The sequence below is a fragment of the Mycobacterium sp. VKM Ac-1816D genome (assembly GCF_000416385.1).
Lineage (GTDB): Bacteria > Actinomycetota > Actinomycetes > Mycobacteriales > Mycobacteriaceae > Mycobacterium > Mycobacterium neoaurum_A.
In genome coordinates this window covers 50,283-68,536 of record NZ_AOHQ01000130.1, presented here as the reverse complement: position 1 = coordinate 68,536, position 18,254 = coordinate 50,283, and the positions used below count along the sequence as shown (strand labels likewise).

Sequence of the window (18,254 nt, the reverse complement as noted above, 5' to 3'; positions counted from 1 at the left end):
GGTGTGTCGGGGGGGGGCAGACACGCCCGCTCGCCGGGAAGGACCGGAAGGTCAGCGCACGTAACCGGCGGAACGCAGCGCCTCGAGCACCTCGACGGGATTGGTTCCCAGATCCCATCGGGTGAAGATGTAGAGCCGGTCGTCGGTGGTGTCGATCTCCAACAGCCGCTGTTTGCGGGCCAGTCGACGGAACTCGGTGATGCGGATTTGGGTGATCTCATCGCGCGTGATGACCCTGGTGCTCACCCAGCCGCGTACCTGGAGGCCGGCCTCGGTGATTGCCAGTTTTGGACGTGCACGCCACGAAACTGTTGCAAACGACACCAAACCGGCTGCGGCAACGATGCCGAGAACACGTCCCGGCAACTCTGTGACCACGGTCACAGCCGCAATTGCCATCGCAAGACCGGCTACTCCGGTCCAGATGACGGCGGCGCTCTTCGGCGCCCAAGAAGTTTGCTGCATTTGCTTAGGACCCCCTCTTACCGGGGGTTTTGAAGTTATCCACAGACGCTATCCCCAATGGGGATGAATCACAACGGTGTGATTGGGTTACGAGCAGGTTGCGGGCGGGATAACCACGGCGGCGCACAAATCGGCTCATTCCGGACGGTTTTGCCGTCAGCGCCACCGCATCGTCAGCAAAAGCCCGGAGATCATGAAGGCAAACGCGATCGCGTAGTTCCACGGACCCAGATCGGCCATCCACCCCAGCCACGTCGGCGCGTTCAAACCGGTGGCACCCAACTGGAAGACGAGCAACCAGAACAGCCCGAAGAGCATCAAACCGACGAAAAGGACGACGAACCACACACTCGACGGTCCGGCTTTGACCTTGACCGGTGTCCGACTCACCGGGTTGATGGTGAAGTCGTTCTTCTTACGGACTTTGGACTTGGGCATGGTTAACCTTTGGAGACGATGGTCGAGGCAGTGGACTCCGAGCCTAACGCAGCGCCGACCCCCAAACGGTCGCTGTGGCGCTTCGGGGTGCCGATTGTGTGCTTGTTCGCCGGTCTGCTGCTGTCCGCCACCCACGGTGTGGCCGACGGCGCAGAGATCCGGCGCAGCGACGCGCCCAGGCTGGTCGACCTGGTCCGCGAGACCAGCGCCGGTGTCGACCGCCTGACCGCACAGCGTGACGCCCTGGTGGCCGGCATGGAAAGCCACCACGGCGGCTCCCCCGGCGCCGAGGCCGCCCTGGCCGCCATCACCCACCGCTCCGATGTGCTGGCCGAACAGGTCGGCCTGGACCCCCTGCGCGGACCCGGGCTGGTCATCACCCTCGACGACGCCCAGCGCGATGCCGACGGCCGCTATCCCATCGACGCCTCACCGGATGACCTGGTGGTCCACCAGCAGGACATCCAGGCGGTGCTGAACGCCCTGTGGAGCGCCGGCGCGGAGGGTGTCCAGATGCAAGATCAGCGCATCATCGCCACCTCGGCACCGCTGTGCGTGGGCAACACCCTGCTGCTCAACGACCGGACCTACAGTCCGCCGTATGTCGTCACTGCGGTCGGGGATCCGGCGGCCATGCAGGCGGCGTTGTCGGCCGCTCCCCTGGTGACCCTGTACAAGCAATACGTCCTGCGGTTCCAGCTCGGCTACTCCGAGGAGGTCCGTGACGACGTCGAGTTGGCGGGCTACACGGCGCCGGTGCGGATGCGGTACGCCAAACCGGCTGGTCCGCTCGGCTACTGACGGCGCGGCCCGGCGCAGTAGCCTGATCGTCATGCAGGTTCTGGTCGTCGACAATTACGACAGCTTCGTGTTCAACCTGGTCCAGTACCTGGGTCAGCTCGGCGTGACGGCACAGGTCTGGCGCAACGACGACGAGCGGCTGGCCGATCCGGGCGAGGTGGCCCGGCATTTCGACGGCATCCTGCTCTCCCCCGGCCCCGGAACCCCCGAGCGTGCCGGCGCCTCGATCCCGCTGGTCCACGCCAGCGCGCAGACCCGGACTCCGCTGCTGGGCGTGTGCCTCGGCCACCAGGCCATCGGGGTGGCCTTCGGCGGCACCGTGGACCGCGCTCCCGAGCTGCTGCACGGTAAGACCAGCACAGTGCACCACCGCGATGCCGGTGTGCTGCAGGGACTTCCGGATCCGTTCACCGCGACCCGCTATCACTCGCTGACCATCCTGCCCGAGACACTGCCCGCCGAGTTGGAGTCCACCGGCGAGACCGACAGCGGCGTCATCATGGCGGTGCGCCACCGGGAGCTACCGATCCACGGTGTGCAGTTCCACCCCGAATCGATCCTCACCGAGGGTGGCCACCGGATGCTGGCCAACTGGCTCGGCTACTGCGGGGCCGCCCCGGACGAGGGTTTGGTGCGCACGCTGGAGAACGAGGTCGCCGACGCCGTGCGCGCAGCGACCGCCCGCGCCTGATCACGGATAAGTGACTGTGAATCAATAGCTTTCATCACAGCAGCGGAGCGAGGCGCGCTCGACGGCTGAGGCCGTGATGGGCGAACTCGGCCCATACTCGTCGCGTCCGACGAGCCCGCTCCTGGGTGTCGGGGATGCCGACGGACGCGCCGAGCATGGGAGCGTCCGCCCAATCGGCGGGTGTTCCGAAAAGAAGTGGCAGCTCGATGCAGTGGCAGGCGCCCAGCGGGGCGTCCGGTGGTGAGAAGTCGATTCGATGTACCACGATCCGCTCCGGATGTGCCCGCCACGCTGTCGTCAGCGGCCGGATGGCCGACCGGCCGAAGACCCGAGTGGTGGGCCCGGCCGATATCGCCATCAGGACGCGGCGCCCGATCGCCCCCATCTTGTAGAGCCTGCTCAGGTGCGGTCGCATCGCCAGGAAGGCGGCGCCGTCGTGGCGGGTGTAGGTCACCATGAGGTCCACTCGCGCCGCCGCGTCGGCGAGACGACGATGCCACTCCCCCGCCGGCGGCAGTGGAGCCACACCGGGTTGCGGTGCGAACGGTAATCCCGCGACCAAGCCGCGTCCGGCGGCGGCCGCGGCCTGGCTCTGAGCACGCAGCAGGGTGGCACTGTCGACCGTTCGCGGGTCGGCCTGGCCCAAGGCGTCGCCGAATGCGGCGCGGACCGGCTGCGCTATCCCTGACCACGGGCGGCGGCCCAGACGCAGCCCCAACGGCGCACTCTGGATGATTGCGCGGTGCAGCAGCCCTTCGACATCGTCGGCAACCAGCAGACACAGCACCGAGTCTCCGCCCGCGGACTGTCCGAACACCGTGACGTTGGCGGGATTGCCACCGAAGGCGCGAACATTGCGCTGCACCCAGCGCAGCGCAGCGATCTGGTCGCGCAACCCGGCGTTGCCGTCCGCCGCCTGATCGGGAGCCAGATATCCGAACACGCCCAGCCGATAGGTGACGGTGACGACAACGACATCACCTTCGGCGACCAGAGCGTCAGCATCGTACTTGGCGGCCTCCCCGCCGCCGCTCAGATACGCGCCGCCGTGAAACCACACCATGACCGGCGCGTCGTGGGCGTTCACCGGTGCGGTGACGCTCAGAACCAGACAGTCTTCGCTGTGGTCGAGGTTCTCGGCCGCCAGTCCGGTCAGGAATCCCAATCGGGACGGGATCTGTGGACAGGCCGGCCCACGCCCGCTCACATCCACCGGCTCGGTGTGGTCCGCGATTTCCTGCGGTGCAGAGAAGCGGCGCGCCGTCGCGTACCGAATGCCGCGGGCATGCACCAGTCCCCGGTCGATCTGGGCCCGCAACGGTCCGCACGGCGCCTGCACCAGAAGAGACGGCATCAATGCGGGTCCGCGGAAACCAGGCCTAGGACGCGAAGCTCAGCGTGATCGAATCCCCGTAGCCCACCCCGGCACCCGGCGCCGGATTCTGGTTGACCACGGCGTTGGTGCGCTGACCGCTGTTGTCGACGTTGGCGCCCTTGATCAGCACGCCGCGCCAGCCCAGTGCCCGCAGGTTCGGTTCGGCGTCCACCCAGAACTGACCGGTCAGATTCGGCATCACGAACTGGTTGCCGCGCGACACCCGCATCTGGATGACCGAGTCCTTGGCGGCGGGCTGCCCGGCGGCGGGGTTGGTACCGACGACCTGCCCGGCCGGTGCGGTGTTGTCCACCTCGACCGGAAGGACGTTGGTGAAACCGGATGCGGTGAGGATCTGCTGGCACACCTCGACGCTCTGGCCGACGCAATCGGGCACCGCGACGCTGCCCGGACCGGACCCGACGATGACGGTGATGACGTTGGTGATCGCCGAGGTCGAGTTCGCGGGCGGATTGGTGCCGAGCACCTTGCCCTTGAGCTCGGGGGTGGACTCCGATTCGGAGGGCTGCACCCGGCCGAAGCCCGCATCCAGCAGCTCGGTGGTGGCCTGGGCCAGCGTCATGCCCTTCACCTCGGGTACGGCGCGCTGCTCGGGTCCGGTCGACACCACGATGGTGATGTCCTCGCCCGCGCTGACCTCGGTGCCCGGCGACGGCTCTGTGGTGATGACATGCTCGACGCGCACCGTGGAATCCGGGCGTTGCTGGGTACGCGTCTTGAAACCGCGATTCTGAAGGGCGGCAATGGCATCCGCGGAGGCCTGGCCCGTGACATCGGGGACCTGTACATCGCGCGGGCTGCTGCCGAACGCGTTGATGGCGATGGTGACCACCACGGTCAGCACCGCCAGGACCGCGACGACGATCAGCCAGCGTCCCACCGAATTGTTGTTGGACCGATTGGGATAACCCCCCGCGGTCGGGATGTGCTCGGTGGGCAGCGCCCGCGCGTGCGGGGCCGCGACATTGCTCAACAGGTTGGTGCGCTCGGCGTCGGTGAAGATCTTCGGGGCCTCGGGGGCCTCGCCGCTGTGCACGCGGATCAGGTCGGTGCGCATCTCGGCCGCACTCTGGTACCGGTTCTCGGGGTTTTTCGACAACGCCTTGAGCACCACGGCGTCGAGTTCCGGGGTGACCCCGGCGTGCCGCGTCGACGGTGCGGCCGGATCCTCGCGGACATGCTGGTAGGCCACCGCGACCGGTGAATCCCCGACGAAAGGTGGCTCGCCGGTGAGGATTTCGTAGAGCACGCAGCCGAGTGAGTAGACATCGGAGCGGGCGTCGACCTTCTCACCGCGGGCCTGTTCGGGAGACAGGTACTGGGCGGTGCCGATGACCGCGGCGGTCTGGGTGACGTTGTTGGCGTCGGCGAGCGCGCGGGCGATACCGAAGTCCATCACCTTCACGGCGCCGGACTTGGAGATCATGATGTTGGCAGGCTTGACGTCGCGGTGGATGATGCCGTGCTGGTGGCTGAAGTTCAGCGCCTGGCACGCGTCGGCGATGATCTCGATGGCGCGCTTGGGCTCGATGGGGCCCTCGGTATGCACGATATCGCGCAGCGTCACTCCGTCGACGTACTCCATGACGATGTAGGGCAGGGGACCGTTGGGGGTCTCGGCCTCGCCGGTGTCGTACACCGCCACGATCGCCGGGTGGTTCAGCGCGGCGGCATTTTGCGCTTCGCGGCGGAAGCGCAGATAGAAACTCGGGTCGCGGGCCAGGTCGGCGCGCAACACCTTCACCGCCACGTCCCGGTGCAACCGGGTGTCGCGGGCGATGTGGACCTCGGACATGCCGCCGAACCCGAGGATCTCACCGAGCTCGTAGCGGTCCGAGAGGTGCCGGGGCGTGGTCACGGGGTCTCACCAGGTGGTGACGCCGGCGGAACCCCGATGACGGTGGTGCTGGTGGAGGTCTCCTGCTGCACCGGATTGTCGCGCTTGTCCTGGGCATTCACCACGATCAGCACCGCGATGATGATGGCCAGCGCACCGAGCACACCGGCGGCCCACAGCAGCGCACGCTGGCCCGGGGAGAAGGTGCGCCGCGGTGGTGGCGGACGGTGACTGCCGGTACCGGCACGCGGACGCGATGTGGTCACCGGCGGCCGGTATTCGGCCGCCGCGGCGGCGCGGGCCTGGGTGCCGGACGGGATCGCCGCGGGTGCGGCGCGTCCGATGGTCGGCGCCGAGTTGGGGCGCGGTGGGCGGCGACCGGCGCGCACTGCGGCGACGGCGTCGGCGAACGGCCCACCCGAGCGGTACCGGTGGTTGGGCTCCTTGGCCAGCGTGATCTCGATGAGCTCGCGCACGTTGGGTGGCAGATCGGCGGGAAGCGGCGGCGGGGCCTCCTTGATGTGCTTCATCGCGACCGTCAGCGCGCCGTCGCCGGTGAAGGGGCGCTTGCCCGACAACGACTCGTAGCCGACGACACCGAGGGAGTACACGTCGGATGCGGCGGTCGCGTCGCGGCCGAGGGCCTGTTCGGGGGCGATGTATTGGGCGGTGCCCATCACCATGCCGGTCTGGGTGACCGGGGCGGCGTCGACGGCCTTGGCGATGCCGAAGTCGGTGAGCTTCACCTGCCCGGTGGGGGTGATCAGGATGTTGCCGGGTTTGACGTCGCGGTGCACCAGGCCGGCGGTGTGTGCGACCTGCAGGGCGCGGCCGGTCTGTTCCAGCATGTCCAACGCGTGCCGCAGCGAAAGCCGCCCGGTGCGCTTGATGACGGAGTTCAGCGGTTCACCGTTGACCAGCTCCATCACCAGATAGGCGGTGCGGCCCTCGCCGGCGTCCATCTCGGTCTCGCCGTAGTCGTACACGCTGGCGATACCGGGGTGGTTGAGCATGGCGACGGTGCGGGCCTCGCCACGGAAGCGATCCACGAACTCCGAGTCCTCGGAGAACTCGGCCTTGAGCACCTTGATCGCGACCTGGCGGCCGAGGCGGGTGTCCAGTCCCTCCCACACCTGGCCCATACCGCCGGTGGCGATCAGGCGCTGCAGCCTGTAGCGCCCCGACAGCGTCACTCCGACCCGGGCCGTCATGATCCCTCCCGGAGTGCGGCGGCTATGGTGGCGCGCCCGATCGGGGCGGCTACGGCGCCGCCGGTCGCGGACAATCGGTCTCCGCCATTCTCCACGAGGACGGCGACGGCCACCTTCGGGGCTTGGGCCGGCGCGAACGCGATGTACCAGGCGTGGGGCGGGGTGTTGCGGGGGTCGGTGCCGTGCTCGGCAGTGCCCGTCTTGGATGCGATCTGCACGCCGGCGATGGCTCCCTTCTGCTGCGTCACCTGCTCGGCGCCCACCATCAAATCGGTAAGTGTAGCTGCGACCTGGGGTGACACCGCTCGTCGCTGTTCGCTCGGAGCGGTGGTGGCGATGTTGGACAGGTCCGGTCCCTTGAGGGTATCGACCAGATAAGGAGTCATGGTGACGCCGCCGTTGGCGATGGTCGCGGCCACCATCGCATTCTGCAGGGGGGTGACCGCGACATCGCGCTGCCCGATACTGGACATCCCCAGCGCGGCGGCATCGTTGATCGGGCCGACTGTCGACTCGGCGACCTGCAGCGGGATGGCCGCCGGGGTGCTGTCCAGACCGAACGCCCGGGCGGTGGCCTTGAGTTTGTCGGCACCGTTGTCGATGCCCAGCTCGACGAAGGCGGTGTTGCAGGACCGGGCGAAGGCCTCGCGCAGCGGTGCGGTCGGGCCGCCGCCGCATGGGCTGCCGCCGTAGTTCTCCAGGGTGGCGGTGGTGTCGGGCAGCGCGATGCGTGGGGCCGCGGTGAGCTGGGTGTCCGGCGTGGCGCCGGCCTGCAGCGCGGCGGCGGTGGTGATCACCTTGAACGTCGAACCCGGGGGATAGGTCTCCGAGATCGCCCGGTTGAGCAGCGGGGCGTCGGCGTCATCACGCAACTGCTCCCAGGCCTTGGTCTGCACCGCACCATCGTGGCTGGCCAGCTGGTTGGGGTCATAGGACGGTGCCGACACCATGGCCAGGATCTTGCCCGTCGACGGTTCCAACGCGACGACGGCGCCCTTGCACGGGCCGTCGCAGCCGTTCTCCATGGCCTCCCAGGCGGCTTCCTGCACATCGGGTTTGACCGTGGTGTCGACATTGCCGCCGCGCGGGTCCCGCCCGGTGAAGAAGTCGGCGAGGCGCTTGCCGAACAGCCGCTCGTCGGAGCCGTTGAGGATGGGATCCTCGGCGCGTTCCAGACCGCTGCTGGAGTAGCCCAGCGAGTAGAAACCGGTGACCGGGGCGTAGGTCTGCGGTTTCGGGTAGGTCCGCAGGAACCGGAACCGGCCGTCGGTGGACACCGAGTACGCCAGCAGTTCGCCGCCTGCGGTGATCTGGCCGCGCTGGCGGGAGTATTCGTCGAGCAGCACGCGTTGGTTGCGCGGATCGGCGCGGTACCCGTCGGCGGTGAACACCTGGGTCAGGGTGGCGTTGGCGAGCAACAGCACGACCAGTGCCATGAAGACGACGGAGAGTCGGCGCAGCGAGGTGTTCATGCTTTCCCGATCACCTCGGTGGACGCGGCGGCGATGGGGGCCGGATTGGGCCCGGTGGTGGGTCCGATCGGTCGGCGCGCGGCGTGCGAGATGCGGACCAGGATGGCCAGCAGCACGTAGTTGGCCAGCAATGACGAACCGCCATAGGACATCCACGGGGTGGTCAGACCGGTGAGCGGGATCAGCTTGGTGACGCCGCCGACGACGATGAACAGCTGAATCGCCAGCGTCGAGGCCAGCCCCGCGGCCAGCAGCTTGCCGAAGCTGTCCCGCACGGCGATCGCGGTGCGCAGGCCGCGGGTGATCAAGATGGTGTAGAGCATGAGAACGCCTGCCAGACCGACCAATCCGAGCTCTTCACCCACCGCGGCGATGATGAAGTCGGTGGAGGCGGCCGGGACGGTTCCGGGTTGGCCGTTGCCCAGCCCGGTGCCGAAGATGCCACCGGTGGCGAAGCTGAACAGCGATTGGACCATCTGGTAGCCGGCCCCGTCCGGGTCGGCGAACGGATCCAGCCAGTTCTGCACCCGCACCCGGACATGGCCGAAGAGGTGGTAGGCCAGCACGCTGCCGACGGCGAACAAGCCGAGACCGATGATCACCCAGGCCAGTCGGTCGGTGGCGATGTAAAGCAGCACCAGGAACGAGGCGTAGAGCAAAAGCGAAGTGCCCAGGTCCTTTTCGAAGACCATGACGCCGACCGAGGCAATCCAGGCCACCAGCAGCGGGGCCAGGTCACGCGGCCGGGGCAGATCGACACCCAGTACGTGTTTGCCTGCGTTGGTGAACAATTCACGCTTGGAGACCAGGACGGCGGCGAAGAAGGTCAGCAAGAGGATCTTGGAGAACTCGGCGGGCTGGATGGAGAAGCCTTCGAACCGGATCCAGATCTTGGCACCGTTCTGCTCGGAGAAACGGGCCGGCAGCAGCGCCGGAATCACCAGCAGCACAAGGCCGACCAGGCCGCAGGTGTATCCGTAGCGGGCCAGCATGCGGTGATCGCGCAATACCGCGAGCACAACGGCGAAGGCCGCCACCCCGACCAGCGTCCACAGCATCTGCTGGGCGGCGTTGCCGCCGACGCTGTCCTGGTCGAGCTCGCGTTGGGCCAGGTCGAGCCGATGGATCATCACCAGGCCCAGCCCGTTGAGCAGCGCGACGACGGGCAGCAGCAGCGGGTCGGCATAGGGCGCGTAGCGGCGGATGGCCAGATGCGCCCCGCTGAACAGGGCCAGATAGGCCAGCGTGTACTGGGCCAGATCCCAGTTGACGCCCTGCTCCTGGTTGGCCTCCACGATCAGCAGCGCCACGGTCGTGATGACCGCGGCGAAGATCAGCAGGCCCAGTTCGGCGTTGCGCCGATTCGGCAGGGGAGGGGTGAGCGAGACCGGTGACTGAGGCTCAGTGCTCATGACGCGGTCCGGCAATTGGTGCCCGGCTCCGGCGGTGAGGGCGGCAGAGCCGTGACGGTCGGGGAGGGGGCCGGCGGGGGAGTGGTCGCGGGCGCGGCGGGCGGCGTGGATCCGCCGGCGCGAGGTGCGATCGCAGGATCCGGGGCGTCCGGGTCGTCCTGGTCGGCGGGGGCGGGCTGACCGGCCCGGGTCGTGGTCGACGGGGCCGAGGTGGCCGGTCGCGGCGCGCCGGAGCTGGGTGCCGCCGCGGTGCCTGTCGGGGCAGCCGGCCTGGACGCGGGCGTCGGGGTGGGCCGCGGGGTGGGGGTCGGTGACGGGGTGGCCGTCTTGGTCGGCACCGTGCAGATGGGCAGCAACGAGGTGCGCGACAGTTCGTTTATCTGGCGGATCGCGTCATCCAGGGTGCCTGACGGCAGACCCGCGGCCACCTGGGCGCGTTCGGATTCCCGGATGTCGTCGACGCCGAGCAACTGGCAGTCCAGGGCGTCCTTGGATTGGCCGAAGCTGATCAAGGACAGTTCGTTTCGGGAGTTCAGACACCCGACCAGGAACGGTTCCTGCAGGGAAAGGCCCAGAAAGGAGCCCTGCACACCGCGCATGATCGCGACGGTGCCGTCCTCTTCACTGACGTAATAGTTGTTGCGAATGATCTCGCGGGCGATGGCCAGCCCCGCCACCACTACCAGCAGGACCACCACGGCGGCGATCCATATCCGGCGCTTGGAGCGGGGCGGGCGTTGCTCCTCGGGTTGGGTGACAACCCTCTTCGGCTGATTGCGTTTGGGGTTGAACGCCGACGCCCGGCCCGCCGCGGTGTTCGGCGGTGCGGTGTCGTTGTCCTCGCCCGAGACCGCGCCGGCCAGGATGGGCTGGGTCTGGCCGTAGTCGTAGTCGACGACGTCGGCGACCACCACGGTCACGTTGTCCGGACCGCCGCCGCGCAGCGCGAGTTCGATGAGCCGGTCGGCGGCATCGGTGACGTCGGGTATCTGCAGCGCCTCGGCGATGGTCTCCTGGCTGACCGGGTCGGACAGGCCGTCCGAACACAGCAGGTAACGATCACCGACGCGGGCTTCCCGCATGATCAGGGTCGGTTCGACCTCATGGCCGGTGAGCGCCCGCATGATCAGCGAGCGCTGGGGATGGCTGTGCGCCTCCTCGGCGGTGATGCGCCCCTCGTCGACCAGGGTCTGGACGAAGGTGTCGTCCTTGGTGATCTGGGTCAACTCACCGTCGCGCATGAGATAGCCGCGCGAGTCGCCGATGTGCACCAGGCCGAGGCGGCCGCCGGCGAACAGGATGGCCGTCAACGTGGTGCCCATGCCCTCGAGCTCGGGATCGGCCTCGACATGCGCGGCGATGGCCGAGTTGCCCTCGTGGACGGCGACATTGAGCTTGTTCAGCAGGTCGCCACCGGGTTCGTCATCGTCGAGGTGGGCCAGCGCGGCGATCACCAGCTGCGAGGCGACCTCACCGGCGGCGTGGCCACCCATCCCGTCGGCGAGGGCCAGCAGGCGGGCACCGGCGTACACCGAGTCCTCGTTGTTGGCGCGCACCAACCCGCGATCACTACGCGCTGCATAACGCAATACGAGTGTCACGGGCGCAGCTCGATTACCGTCTTGCCGATCCTTACCGGCGTTCCCATCGGAACCCTTACCGCCGTAGTCACCTTCGCCCTGTCAAGGTATGTACCGTTGGTCGATCCTAGGTCCTCGACGTACCATTCCGAGCCCCGAGGCGACAGCCTGGCGTGCCGTGTCGACGCGTAATCGTCGGTGAGTACCAGCGTGGAATCGTCGGCGCGACCGATCAGCACCGGCTGGCTGCCCAGCGTGATGCGGGTGCCGGCAAGGGCCCCCTCGGTGACGACCATGTGTTTGGCGATGTGTCGCCGTTCGCCGCGGGGCAGCAACGGCCCGCGCAGGGCCAGGCCGCGACGCACCATCACCGCGCCGGTCGGCGCGTAGATGTCGGTGCGCAGGATGCGCAGCACCGACCAGATGAACAGCCACAGCAGCAGCAGGAATCCGACGCGGGTCAGCTGCAGAACTAGCCCCTGCATCTGACGTCCTCTCCATCGCGGTGCGCTGTCGCGGACACGATACTGGGACCGCTGACGATGCGTCGACGAAGCGTGCCGCCCGAGGCCGGACCGTTACGCCGTGGTGTCCGCCAGCTCGACCCCGTCTTCGGCGCCCGGTGGATCAGTGGACCCGGACGATGATCTCGGAATGACCCAGCCGGATGACGTCACCGTCGGCGAGCTGCCACTCCTGCACCGGGGCATTGTTGACGGTGGTGCCGTTGGTGGAGTTCAGGTCTGACAGCAGTGCGACCTGGCCATCCCAGCGGATCTCCAGATGCCGGCGCGAGACGCCGGTGTCGGGTAGCCGGAACTGGGCGTCCTGGCCACGACCGATGACGTTGGCACCCTCACGCAGCTGGTAGGTGCGGCCGCTGCCGTCGTCGAGCTGGAGGGTCACCTGTGCGGCAGCGCCGTAAGAACCGGCGTATCCGGCGGGGCCGGCGGGCTGCTGGCCGTAGCCCTGCTGGCCATAGTCGGGCTGGCCGTAGTCCTGCTGCCCATACTCCTGCTGGCCGTAGTCCTGCTGTCCGTACGCAGCGGGCTCGCCGTAACCGCCCTGGTCGGGGTATCCGCCCTGGGCGGGCGGCTGACCATAGCGGCCGTAATCGGGCGCGGCCGGCGCGGCCGGGGGAGCCGAGTAGTCGGCACGGTCGTACTGCTGACCGCCGTAGCCACCCTGATCAGGGTAGGACGGTGCGGCGGGCGGGCGGCCATGCGAGCCGTAGCCTTCGTCCTGACGCGGGCGGCCGTAGTCGTAGTCGCCGTACCCGGGCGGCGGAGCGCTCGGGGGCGCACCGGCGGGCTGGCCGTATCCGGCGGGCGGCTGCTGCGGGCGGTAGCCCTGCTCGCCGTACCCGGCGGGCGGTTGGCCGTAGCCGGCAGGCGGGCGCTGCTCGTAGGACGGCGGCGGATAGCCCTGGTCCGGGTAGCCGCCCTGCTCCTGGGAGTAGCCGCCCTGGCGCTGCGGGTAGCCCTGGTCGGGGTATCCGCCCTGCTCGGGCGGGTAGGCGCCGCGCGGCTCGTCTTGCTGGCGGTACCGGTCGTCGTACTGCTCGTCGCCGGGCCGACCCTGTCCCTGGCCGCGGTAGCTCGGGTTGTCGGTCATCGCTGGTACTCCTGGTTCTGCGCCTGCCGCGCTTTTGCGTTCTGCTGGGGCGACGGGGTCGCCGGTGGTCGAGTCGGGGTTGACCGCTCCACGGGTGCGGAACTGGCCGGTGTGCAGGCTCGGCGATGGCGCAAACCTGACGACAACATCGCCATAAGTTTGCCACCCCTGGTCCTGAATGAAACCTGCCAGGTGGCGGGCAAATGTGGTCGATGTGCGGACCGGGTCTGCGCTCACCTTCTGATAGTCAGTCTCACTGAGAGTAATGACGTAGTCATTGGGAGCCAAGATGCGGCCATGACCGACATCGCGGGCGTGGGTTTCGGCTTCCCGCCGTAACAGGGCTTCGACCTCCTGCGGGACGATCGATCCGCCGAAGACCCGGGCGAAGGCATCACCGACCGTCGACTCGAGGCGTCGTTCGATACGGTCTGCCAGCCCCATATCACCGCCCTGTCCGTCGTCCGATGCCGTCGCTGCGTGTCGCTCTGGCCACACTGCTCACACGCATGTTATCGGCCCATGTGCGCAATACGTGACCAACGGATCTCTGAGAATCCAATAGCGCCAGGTCAGGGTGTTTCGGTCGGGCCGCCGTCCGGCCCGCGAGAGCGACGTTTTGGTGGTCCCCAGGCCGAATTCAGCGCAACAACGTCACTCTCACGGCCGGTTTTGGGTCTGGTGGGTCGGTGGTGATACTGTTGCGCGGTCATTCAGGGCGAGTGGCGGAATGGCAGACGCGCTGGCTTCAGGTGCCAGTGTCCTTCGGGACGTGGGGGTTCAAGTCCCCCTTCGCCCACAGTGAGGAGTTCAACGAACTCCAGGCATAAGGGTCACGAACCAGAAATGGGTCGTGACCTTTGTGCTTTGTGGAGCTTGTGCTTTGTGGAGTCGTGCGCGACGCGGAAGAGTCGGAGACGCCCGATGCACCGATCACCCGAACAGCACCACCGGGTTGGCGTTCATCAACCCGTGCGTGACGAGTAGCGGCCACATGGCCTGCCCGCGCGCCCACAGCAGGCCGAGGAACAAGCCGGTGACGCCCTGATTGACGATCGCGTTCGCCAGATCCATGCCGAGGTCACCGGAGCCCTGAATCGCGATATGCCAGGACGCCCACAGCAACGAAGACACGATGATCGCCGGCCAGCTACCACCGAGCACCCGGGCCCAGCGGGTCTGCAACCACCTGCGGTAGAAGAACTCCTCCACCACCGCGTTGATGAGAAAGCCGAGCACGAGTCCGACGACCAGCGTCACCCAGTCGACGTCGATACGTTGGGATGGCCCGTGCGCTGATAACACCAGATGGGTTGCCGCCCAACCGAGCACGGGAATCAAGGGGCGCCAACGGTGGCCGGGTGGCTCGTCGATGAAAGTCGAAGCAGGTTCCCGGCGGCGCCCGACCGCGAACAGCAACAGCGGACAGATCACCAGCAGGCCCACCTTGAGCACGGTGTAGTTCGGCTCGGTCGGACCCGAAAGGACAAGCAGCGCGGGGAAAATGACGGCGAGCAGTGTGAGCACCACCGCGTCGACACGATCACGAGGCGTAGCCGAAGCCCGCCCACCCCGCTGGGGTAGTGCGACAAGCGTCAGTGCGATACCGACCGCAGCCGCAAGCCACAGGTGCCACATCGGGATGGTCGCCGAACTGTCTGCCGTAAACCGGATCTGGCCCGCGGCGCCGACGTATACGGCGAGGGCTGCGGCCAGGTAAATGACCAGACCGACGGCAATGACAGCCGACGGAATCCACTGCACAGAAACGCGACGGGCGTCTGCGGTGCCGGACACGATTTCGATGCTAGCCAACGCCGGGTGTGCCACGCTGGCGGCATGGTCGAGGTCGTGGTCGCCGAGCCCGGGGAACTCAGCGGTGCTCAGCTCAACAAGGCCGAATCTTTGGTGCGCAGCGCATTCGGCTCGTCGTTTCGATCACATGATTGGTTGCACGCCGTCCCCGGCCGGCATGTTGTCCTCACCGGTGACGACCGGTCCATGGTGGGCTTCGCCGCCGTCGTGCCTCGGACGTTGAACCACGACGGTGTGGCGTTCGACACCGGCTACGTCGAGGCCGTCGCCGTGCGCGGCGATCAGCATGGCCGCGGGCTGGGTCGGATCGTCATGGACCGCGTCGAGAACATCATCCGCGTCCATCACCAGCTCGGTGCGCTCAACGCGGTCGCCACGGCCGCGCCGTTCTATGCATCCCGCGGGTGGCAGCTCTGGACCGGCCACACCCAAGCCATCGGATCGACCGGGGCATCTCTGGTAGCCGAAATTGCCGTCAGAACACTTCGCGCGCCCGCCGTAACATTGACGACGATGCACACCACCGAAGGGGATTCGATATGACGGAGAATCTGGTCGTCGACCCCGCGTCGCTGACAGCCGCCAGCACCCTTTTTCGTCAGGCAGGTGCGCAACTGACCGGACTCGGTGCCGATGCACCGCTCACCGGCGCCGCAGCCGCGGTCCCGCAGCTACAAACGGGTGCGGCCTGCCACGCGGCGGGGACCGCCATAGCGGCGGACACCGCCGCCCTTGCCGAGTCCGTGCAGTCCTACGCCGACAACCTCTCCGCGGCCGCCACCCGCTACACCGACCAGGACGCGGCCGCGGCCGAGGCACTCACTCCATGAGTCGACCCGGCACCGATTGAGCACCGCCGCACGCAAGTAGGGTCGACTCCGTGACGGGTCTCGTGCTGGCGCTGCTCGGGCTGGCCTTTCTGGACTCCCTCAGTGTCTTGAATATCGGCGTGGTCTCGGCCGTGGTCTACGGCAGTCGGCTGAATCGTCAATCCGCCCTACCCGGCGGGCTGAGCTTCATCGCCGGAGTGTTCGCGGTCACCTCCACCTTCGGGATCTTCTTCGTGCTGGGCGTCGACCTGCTCACCGAGCTCACCGAGTTCGAGATCACACCCGGCGTTCGGTACTGGGGTGAGTTGCTGATCGGCGCGGCCCTGATAGTCCTGGCGTTCTTCCCGCTGGTGGCCCAGTCCACCGCCCCGGGCTGGGCATTCGCGGCACTCAAGCAACGACCGTGGCTACTCGGATTCGTCGGTGTGGCAGTCGGTCTGGGCCAGGCACCGACCGCGGTGCCATATCTGGCCGGGCTGGCGATGATCGCCACCCGTCAGCCGCTGCCGACGGCCTGGCCGGTGTTGGTGTTGGCCTACTGCGCGCTGGCGCTGTTGCCGTGCATCCTGGTGTTGGCCCTGTCCACCAGCAGGAGTCGGCGGGCCGACCGGATGCAACGCGCACTGGTACGGACACTGACCAGATACGGCCCCATCGGAGTGCGCATCCTGTTCGTCATCGCCGGGGTGGCGCTTGTCGCCGACGCGCTGATCCACCGCAGGGCCCTGGTGTGACCCGCTCAGTCGCAGTTGACGCAGATCCCGGTCAGGGACAGCTCCAGCCCGCACGGGCACCGTTGGGCGGCGCGCCGCACGTCACCGGTGCGCACCCGTGGTCGCTCGGTGGATTGCTCGGCCTCCGGCGGTGATTCGGAACGCTCATCCGTGGACGGCACGTTACCGACGATAGGGGGGTGGAGGGTCACCGGCGAGATATGGCAGTTGAAATCCTTTTGAACAGAGCGTGTTCAGCGGACGACGTCAACCCACGGCACGCGCAAGCGATTCGGCACCGGTGACGACCGGATTCAACCGGAGGCGCACCGTCGACTTCGCCCACTCTTCAGCGCAGAGTTCATAGACCTTTTCGGTGAGTTGTCGGCCATGCTCGACGATCACCTCCGCTCCGACCAGCCGGTATCCGAGTCGTGCCGACACGGTCGTACTGGCGACGTTCTCCTCCAACGCCCACGATCTCGCCTTCTCCGCACGCAGGTTCGCGAATGCGAGTTCCAGGACGCCGGCGCGGGCCGCGGTCCCCAGTCCGCGTCGCTGATACGGGGTGATCAACCACGACGTGGTGCCGACGACCCGGCGCTGCGGCCACTGCTCGAAACCCGACAGGCTTTGCAGCCCGACGGGACGACCGCCCACGACGATGGCGAGGTCGAGGGTCCATCCCGGGCCCGTGGTGAGGTCACGATTGGTACGGACCCGGTCGATGCGCTGCTGCTCGATCACTTCGGGGCTGCGTCCGTCGATCCACTTGACGTAGTGGGTCTGATTCTCGGGGAGTACCGCTCCCGGTGTGGCGGCCTGGCGGGCCAGCACCGCCAGTTGCGCGTCCGTCGGGACGACGAGCGAGACATCGCCAACGTCGATGCGCAGTTGCGTTGCCGGCGAGGTCATCACCACGCGGGCGCCTCATCCGCCGGCGGACGAGGTTTGTTGCCCTTGGCCAGGTAGAGATCGCGGTCCGCGGCGGCCAGCAGACCGGCGAAAGCGGCGGGGTCGTAGGCGGCTCCCACGGCGACACCATTGCTCACTCGTATCGGCCCGTCGCCGCTGAGCGCGTCGGCGAGCACCCGCGCCCGGGACTCGTCGTAACCGGTGAGCACGATGACGAATTCGTCGCCGCCGAGTCGGGTGACGAGCGCACCGTCGGGCACCTGGGCGGTCCAGCGCGCGGCGAGTTCGGTCAGGACCGTGTCCCCGGCGGCGTGGCCGTCGCGGTCGTTCACCGACTTGAAGTCGTCGATGTCCAACACGATGACTGTCAGGGCGTCCTTGCGTCGCCGGGCACGGGGTAACAGATCGTCGAGTGCGCGATTCAGGCCTGCCCGGTTCCACACCGTGGTCAGCGGATCACGGTGTCCCACATCGAGAAGGGCCGAATGCAGCAGCCCGATCACCTCGGCGATGCCCATGATGCAGACCGGGAACATCAGCAACCACAGCGGCGGGACCGGGGCGGGCGCTATCAGCAGCCCCACATCAGCGCCGAGACCGAGCGCGGCCGTGACCAACCGGGCGGTCCGCGTGCGGTGCCAGCTCCTGACGAACACGGCGATCAGGATCAACGGGATCAGCGCCCAGACCTGAGCGGCCAGCTCGGTGTGACTGATCAGCGCGATCGGCGGCGCGGCACAGGCGCAGAACAACGCCACCCGGTAGCGCCACCCGGCGGCCGGCCGGGGGAGCGCGGCCAGCAATCCGATCCCGACCAGCGATGTGGCGATCCATTCACCCCACGCGTCGGACCGTCCGAGCGAGCTCAGTATCGCGAGCGCGTAGAAGAACAGGCAGACCGTCAGATAGATCAGCAGGATGCGGCGGCGCAGCACCGTATTCAATACCGGCACCACCACCTCGCCCCCGCCAAGTCCCCATTCCGGCATCCCGATTGTCCATGTTCCTACCGGATGATGCACCCGTTGGGAAATGCCGGGAAACGGACGGATGGCCACCGGGCG

General features: G+C 67.8%; 18 protein-coding genes, 1 tRNA gene and 1 pseudogene. 6 read left to right on the top strand and 14 right to left on the bottom strand.

Annotated elements, in window-relative coordinates; translation table 11 throughout:
• Nucleotides 1–51 precede the first annotated feature (51 nt).
• A complete protein-coding gene (locus G154_RS09140) occupies nt 52–465 on the bottom strand; it encodes a PH domain-containing protein (RefSeq protein WP_023985094.1) in 414 nt (137 codons plus the stop codon).
• A gap of 156 nt (nt 466–621) precedes the next feature.
• Entirely contained in the window at nt 622–903 is a 282-nt protein-coding gene (crgA, locus tag G154_RS09135) for a cell division protein CrgA (RefSeq protein ID WP_019512796.1), read from the bottom strand.
• Between the two features lie 18 nt (nt 904–921).
• On the opposite strand from crgA, the gene G154_RS09130 reads away from it, so the two are divergent.
• Entirely contained in the window at nt 922–1,704 is a 783-nt protein-coding gene (locus G154_RS09130) for a DUF881 domain-containing protein (RefSeq protein WP_019512795.1), read from the top strand.
• Between the two features lie 31 nt (nt 1,705–1,735).
• A complete protein-coding gene (locus G154_RS09125) occupies nt 1,736–2,395 on the top strand; it encodes an aminodeoxychorismate/anthranilate synthase component II (RefSeq protein WP_019512794.1) in 660 nt (219 codons plus the stop codon).
• A gap of 34 nt (nt 2,396–2,429) precedes the next feature.
• Here G154_RS09125 and G154_RS09120 read toward each other — a convergent pair whose 3' ends face one another.
• From G154_RS09120 to G154_RS09085, 8 genes and pseudogenes are all read right to left on the bottom strand, one after another.
• Nucleotides 2,430–3,749, bottom strand: a complete 1,320-nt coding sequence (locus G154_RS09120; RefSeq protein ID WP_023985092.1) for a carboxylesterase family protein — start codon at nt 3,747–3,749, stop codon at nt 2,430–2,432.
• Nucleotides 3,750–3,774: 25 nt separating this feature from the next.
• Nucleotides 3,775–5,649, bottom strand: a complete 1,875-nt coding sequence (pknB, locus tag G154_RS09115; RefSeq protein ID WP_019512792.1) for a Stk1 family PASTA domain-containing Ser/Thr kinase — start codon at nt 5,647–5,649, stop codon at nt 3,775–3,777.
• A 92-nt stretch (nt 5,650–5,741) separates the two neighbouring features.
• Nucleotides 5,742–6,839: pseudogene (locus G154_RS09110) on the bottom strand (protein kinase); the annotation flags it as partial.
• On the bottom strand, nt 6,836–8,311 hold the full coding sequence (gene pbpA / locus G154_RS09105) for a D,D-transpeptidase PbpA (protein WP_019512313.1): 1,476 nt from the start codon (nt 8,309–8,311) through the stop codon (nt 6,836–6,838). The pseudogene G154_RS09110 and the gene pbpA, both read right to left, overlap by 4 nt.
• Nucleotides 8,308–9,723, bottom strand: a complete 1,416-nt coding sequence (locus tag G154_RS09100) for an FtsW/RodA/SpoVE family cell cycle protein (RefSeq protein ID WP_019512312.1) — start codon at nt 9,721–9,723, stop codon at nt 8,308–8,310. Before G154_RS09100 ends, pbpA begins: the two co-directional genes overlap by 4 nt.
• A complete protein-coding gene (locus G154_RS09095; RefSeq protein ID WP_023985090.1) occupies nt 9,720–11,324 on the bottom strand; it encodes a PP2C family serine/threonine-protein phosphatase in 1,605 nt (534 codons plus the stop codon). Before G154_RS09095 ends, G154_RS09100 begins: the two co-directional genes overlap by 4 nt.
• The gene (locus G154_RS09090) at nt 11,321–11,788 is read right to left on the bottom strand and encodes an FHA domain-containing protein (protein WP_019512310.1); all 468 of its coding nucleotides are present in this window, start codon (nt 11,786–11,788) and stop codon (nt 11,321–11,323) included. The genes G154_RS09095 and G154_RS09090 overlap by 4 nt, the downstream gene beginning before the upstream one ends.
• 142 nt (nt 11,789–11,930) lie before the next feature.
• Entirely contained in the window at nt 11,931–13,361 is a 1,431-nt protein-coding gene (locus tag G154_RS09085) for a DUF3662 and FHA domain-containing protein (RefSeq protein ID WP_019512309.1), read from the bottom strand.
• Between the two features lie 272 nt (nt 13,362–13,633).
• On the opposite strand from G154_RS09085, the gene G154_RS09080 reads away from it, so the two are divergent.
• Nucleotides 13,634–13,716: transfer RNA gene (locus G154_RS09080), tRNA-Leu, on the top strand.
• 134 nt (nt 13,717–13,850) lie between these two features.
• Here the strand turns inward: G154_RS09080 and G154_RS09075 are convergent.
• Nucleotides 13,851–14,714, bottom strand: a complete 864-nt coding sequence (locus G154_RS09075) for a CPBP family intramembrane glutamic endopeptidase (protein ID WP_019512308.1) — start codon at nt 14,712–14,714, stop codon at nt 13,851–13,853.
• Nucleotides 14,715–14,756: 42 nt separating this feature from the next.
• On the opposite strand from G154_RS09075, the gene G154_RS09070 reads away from it, so the two are divergent.
• From G154_RS09070 to G154_RS09060, 3 genes are read left to right on the top strand one after another with little or no spacing between them, the layout of a single operon-like run.
• Nucleotides 14,757–15,275: a GNAT family N-acetyltransferase gene (locus tag G154_RS09070; RefSeq protein ID WP_019512307.1), complete on the top strand. Its 519-nt coding sequence runs from the start codon at nt 14,757–14,759 to the stop codon at nt 15,273–15,275.
• A complete protein-coding gene (locus G154_RS09065; protein WP_019512306.1) occupies nt 15,272–15,562 on the top strand; it encodes a type VII secretion target in 291 nt (96 codons plus the stop codon). The genes G154_RS09070 and G154_RS09065 overlap by 4 nt, the downstream gene beginning before the upstream one ends.
• 50 nt (nt 15,563–15,612) lie before the next feature.
• Complete coding sequence (locus tag G154_RS09060) at nt 15,613–16,296, top strand: GAP family protein (protein WP_019512305.1); 684 nt, start codon at nt 15,613–15,615, stop codon at nt 16,294–16,296.
• Nucleotides 16,297–16,301: 5 nt separating this feature from the next.
• Here the strand turns inward: G154_RS09060 and G154_RS26365 are convergent, their stop codons facing one another.
• The 3 genes from G154_RS26365 to G154_RS09050 form a co-directional block, all read right to left on the bottom strand.
• Nucleotides 16,302–16,457 carry a hypothetical protein gene (locus tag G154_RS26365; protein WP_019512304.1) on the bottom strand — a complete coding sequence of 52 codons (156 nt, stop codon included), beginning with the start codon at nt 16,455–16,457 and terminating at the stop codon, nt 16,302–16,304.
• Nucleotides 16,458–16,542: 85 nt separating this feature from the next.
• Nucleotides 16,543–17,190 (bottom strand): GNAT family N-acetyltransferase, encoded by a 648-nt coding sequence (locus G154_RS09055; RefSeq protein WP_045546563.1) that lies wholly within the window; start codon nt 17,188–17,190, stop codon nt 16,543–16,545.
• On the bottom strand, nt 17,190–18,179 hold the full coding sequence (locus G154_RS09050) for a diguanylate cyclase (RefSeq protein WP_019512302.1): 990 nt from the start codon (nt 18,177–18,179) through the stop codon (nt 17,190–17,192). Before G154_RS09050 ends, G154_RS09055 begins: the two co-directional genes overlap by 1 nt.
• Nucleotides 18,180–18,254: the final 75 nt, after the last annotated feature.

What these genes read in the sequence shown, in the direction of transcription:
- G154_RS09050 (WP_019512302.1), bottom strand. Translation starts at nt 18,179, where the DNA reads ATGCCGGAATGGGGACTTGGCGGGGGCGAGGTGGTGGTGCCGGTATTG.
- crgA (WP_019512796.1), bottom strand. Translation starts at nt 903, where the DNA reads ATGCCCAAGTCCAAAGTCCGTAAGAAGAACGACTTCACCATCAACCCG.
- G154_RS09120 (WP_023985092.1), bottom strand. Translation starts at nt 3,749, where the DNA reads ATGCCGTCTCTTCTGGTGCAGGCGCCGTGCGGACCGTTGCGGGCCCAG.
- G154_RS09065 (WP_019512306.1), top strand. Translation starts at nt 15,272, where the DNA reads ATGACGGAGAATCTGGTCGTCGACCCCGCGTCGCTGACAGCCGCCAGC.
- G154_RS09140 (WP_023985094.1), bottom strand. Translation starts at nt 465, where the DNA reads ATGCAGCAAACTTCTTGGGCGCCGAAGAGCGCCGCCGTCATCTGGACC.
- G154_RS09085 (WP_019512309.1), bottom strand. Translation starts at nt 13,361, where the DNA reads ATGGGGCTGGCAGACCGTATCGAACGACGCCTCGAGTCGACGGTCGGT.
- G154_RS09070 (WP_019512307.1), top strand. Translation starts at nt 14,757, where the DNA reads ATGGTCGAGGTCGTGGTCGCCGAGCCCGGGGAACTCAGCGGTGCTCAG.
- G154_RS09055 (WP_045546563.1), bottom strand. Translation starts at nt 17,190, where the DNA reads ATGACCTCGCCGGCAACGCAACTGCGCATCGACGTTGGCGATGTCTCG.
- pbpA (WP_019512313.1), bottom strand. Translation starts at nt 8,311, where the DNA reads ATGAACACCTCGCTGCGCCGACTCTCCGTCGTCTTCATGGCACTGGTC.
- G154_RS09125 (WP_019512794.1), top strand. Translation starts at nt 1,736, where the DNA reads ATGCAGGTTCTGGTCGTCGACAATTACGACAGCTTCGTGTTCAACCTG.
- G154_RS09100 (WP_019512312.1), bottom strand. Translation starts at nt 9,723, where the DNA reads ATGAGCACTGAGCCTCAGTCACCGGTCTCGCTCACCCCTCCCCTGCCG.
- G154_RS09130 (WP_019512795.1), top strand. Translation starts at nt 922, where the DNA reads ATGGTCGAGGCAGTGGACTCCGAGCCTAACGCAGCGCCGACCCCCAAA.
- G154_RS09090 (WP_019512310.1), bottom strand. Translation starts at nt 11,788, where the DNA reads ATGCAGGGGCTAGTTCTGCAGCTGACCCGCGTCGGATTCCTGCTGCTG.